Origin of the sequence: Stenotrophomonas sp. HMWF003 (genome assembly GCF_003061285.1) — a bacterium.
In the GTDB taxonomy this organism is placed as follows: Bacteria; Pseudomonadota; Gammaproteobacteria; order Xanthomonadales; family Xanthomonadaceae; genus Stenotrophomonas; species Stenotrophomonas maltophilia_AP.
This window is the reverse complement of record NZ_QAIW01000217.1, coordinates 1-2,985: the sequence shown is the minus strand read 5'-3', so window position 1 is coordinate 2,985 and position 2,985 is coordinate 1. Positions and strand designations below refer to the sequence as shown.

Below are 2,985 nucleotides of genomic sequence, written 5' to 3'. Positions count from 1 at the left end.
CCCCAACCCACACACTGCTCCCCATCTGAATCACCTGGGAGGGTAGGGCGATGGCCACGTCGACAGCAGCACAAGACGGTTGGATGGCGCGCGCAGCACTGCGCTCGGCCGCGTGGGCCGAAAAATGGTTCCCCGACGCCTACGTGTTCGCCGTGCTTGGCGTGGTCATCGTGGCGGCCGCCGCCATCGGCTTCGGCGCCACCCCGCAGGCCACCGCCAGCGCCTTCGGCGAAGGCTTCTGGAGCCTCATTCCCTTCACCATGCAGATGGCCTTCGTGGTCATCGGCGGCTACGCCCTGGCCACCGCACCCATCGTGGCGCGCTTCATCGACCAACTGGCGCGGGTGCCGCGCACCGGCCGTGGCGCAGTGGTGTACGTGGGCCTGGTGAGCATGCTGGCTTCGCTGCTCAGCTGGGGCTTCTCGCTGGTGTTCGGCGGCTTGCTGGTGCGCGCGCTGGCGCGCCGCGAAGACCTCAAAATGGATTACCGCGCCGCCGGCGCCTCGGCCTACCTGGGCCTGGGCGCGGTGTGGGCGATGGGCCTGAGTTCCTCGGCCGCCCAGCTGCAGGCCAACCCGGCCAGCATGCCGCCGGGGCTGGTGGAAATTACCGGGGTGCTGCCCTTCACCGAAACCATCTTCCTGTGGCAGTCCATCGCGCTCACCGCCGCGTTGATCCTGGTGTCGCTGCTGATCGCCTGGCTCACCGCCCCCGGCCCGGCCACCGCCCGCACCGCAAGGGACTTCGACGGTGCCGCCCAGGCCGAGCCGCAACCGCTGCAGCCGCGCACCCGCCCGGGCGAGTGGCTCGAATACAGCCCGCTGCTCACGGTGCTGCTTTCGCTGCTGGCATTCGGCTGGCTGTTTGGCGAATTCGCCAGCAAGCCGCTGGTGAGCGCCATCGCCAACCTCAACACCTACAATTTCCTGTTCATTTCGCTGGGCCTGCTGCTGCACTGGCGCCCGCGCAGCTTCCTCAACGCGGTGGCCAAGGCGGTGCCCAGCACCACCGGCGTACTCATCCAGTTCCCGCTGTATGGCGGCATCGCCATGATCCTCACCCACGCGGTGGGCAGCGGCGATGAAACCCTGGCACACCGGTTGTCCAGCCTGTTCGTGCACATCGCCACCGCCGACACCTTCGCCCTGGTCATGGGCGTGTACTCGGCGGTGCTGGGCTTCTTCGTGCCCTCGGGCGGCGGCAAGTGGATCATCGAAGCGCCGTATGTGATGCAGGCTGCCAATGAGCTCAAGGCCCACCTGGGCTGGGCCGTGCAGGTATACAACGCCGCCGAAGCGCTGCCCAACCTGATCAACCCGTTCTGGATGCTGCCACTGCTGGGCGTGTTGGGCCTGAAGGCGCGCGACATTGTCGGCTTTACCTTCATCCAGCTGCTGGTGCATATCCCCTTGGTACTGGGGTTGTTGTGGCTGCTGGGCATGACGTTGACCTACGTGCCGCCGGTCATGCCGTAACGCCGGGTGTTGCCTGGCTGCCCCAACCAGTAGAGCCGGGCTCTGCCCGGCTGCCCGGGAATCGACGGCAGCGGGGCAGAGCCCCGCTCTACGTGGGGGTAGGTGCGGTGTCGGCCAGCAATGTGGGCAACTGGGCCAACACGGCCTCGCTGTGCGTGGGCGACAGTACCGCGGCCAGTGCCGGGGCCAGCCGCCGTTGCAGGTCGGCCAGCGCCAGGTGCGGCGCGCGTGGCTGCGCCGCGTGCGCCGCGCCAATGGCGCTCGCCAGCTGATCGGCCAAGGCGTGCTGCAGCTGCCGTTGTTCCGTGTTCTTCGGCGCGCCCAAGGTGCGCACCAGCACGCTGCGGCACGCCAGTTGCACCGTCGGCACATCGCCTGGGGCGGGCAGTTCCAGCGCCCGGCTCCGCAGCACCTGCAATGCCTGCAACGCCTGCAATTGGCGTAGCCGCTCGGCCGGCGCGTGCGGCGCGGCCAACAGCCCGTGCAGCTGCCGTTGCAGCTGCAGTCGCGCAGCGGTCCCCACCGTGCTGGATTCCAGCTGACGGCGCAGCTGGCTGTGCAACACATCCGCATCGCAGCGCGGGTTGCCTGGCAGGGCGGCTGCTGGGCCAAGGTAGTCCCATCCCGCGTCGCGGACCTCCGGGACCCGCTCGCGCGCCCAATGGCGAATACGCACATCTTCATCCACGCTCAAGTGTGCCTCACACGCCTGGATCGCCACGGCATCGCGCAGCAGCGAACAAAAATGCAGGTCGTACCGGTAGCGCTGCTGCGGGGTATCCACCTCGGCACCGCTCCCTTCCACGGGCAGCGCCAGCATCGCTGCCTGCAACTGCTGCCCAAAGCCCGTCACGCGCTGGTGCAGGCAACGTCGGCGCAGGCGGTGCAGGTCGCGCTCATGGCCGTGGGCGTCCATGCTCCACCGCGGCCCCAGGTGCTCGCGGCAGGCGTGAAAATCCACGTTGCCGGTGGCCGGCAACAACGCCCGCAAACGACGGTGCTCGCGCGGCAACCCGGCCTGCACCTGCTGCAACGGCAATGGGTCCCAGGCATCTGCCACGCGGTGCTGCCAGGGCGCCGGCACACCCGGCAGGTGCACCAGCCACGCGCAGTGTTTGTGCGGGTGCGGGCGGCTGAGCAGGGTGAGTACGCGGGCCAACCCAGTGCTGTCCAACGCCGTGTCCAGATACACCAGCACCAACCGCGCATCCAGGTAGGGCAGCGTGTGCGGGTCGCTGGCAATCAGCAGTTGCGCGGGGTGCTGCGCCGCGCTGGCCCGGCCGTTCCCAGGGCCGACCATCGCACTGTGCAGCGCCCCGTCCCTGACAAAAGCGCGCTGGTAGCGGCGCATGGCTTCGGCATCGGCCACCAGCAGCAACGCGTGCAGGTTGCGCTCGGTGTGCTGCAAGGTATCGCGCAGGTGCTGGGCGATGGTGGACGCCCAGCGGCCATTGAGCGGTGCGGCCGGCTCAACCAGGGGCGTGGGGCCGCGCCTGGTTGTCTGCCGACG

The 2,985-nt window shown here is 69.0% G+C and carries 2 protein-coding genes; one reads left to right on the top strand and one right to left on the bottom strand.

Going from position 1 to position 2,985, the window contains the following annotated elements; genetic code table 11:
* The first annotated feature begins 50 nt into the window (after positions 1–50).
* Complete coding sequence (locus DBR34_RS08840; RefSeq protein WP_181393953.1) at positions 51–1,475, top strand: TIGR00366 family protein; 1,425 nt, start codon at positions 51–53, stop codon at positions 1,473–1,475.
* Positions 1,476–1,563: 88 nt separating this feature from the next.
* Here DBR34_RS08840 and DBR34_RS21280 read toward each other — a convergent pair.
* Positions 1,564–2,985: hypothetical protein (locus tag DBR34_RS21280; protein ID WP_181393952.1), on the bottom strand; the 1,422-nt coding region annotated here is incomplete at its 5' end.

What these genes read in the sequence shown, in the direction of transcription:
- DBR34_RS08840 (WP_181393953.1), top strand. Translation starts at nt 51, where the DNA reads ATGGCCACGTCGACAGCAGCACAAGACGGTTGGATGGCGCGCGCAGCA.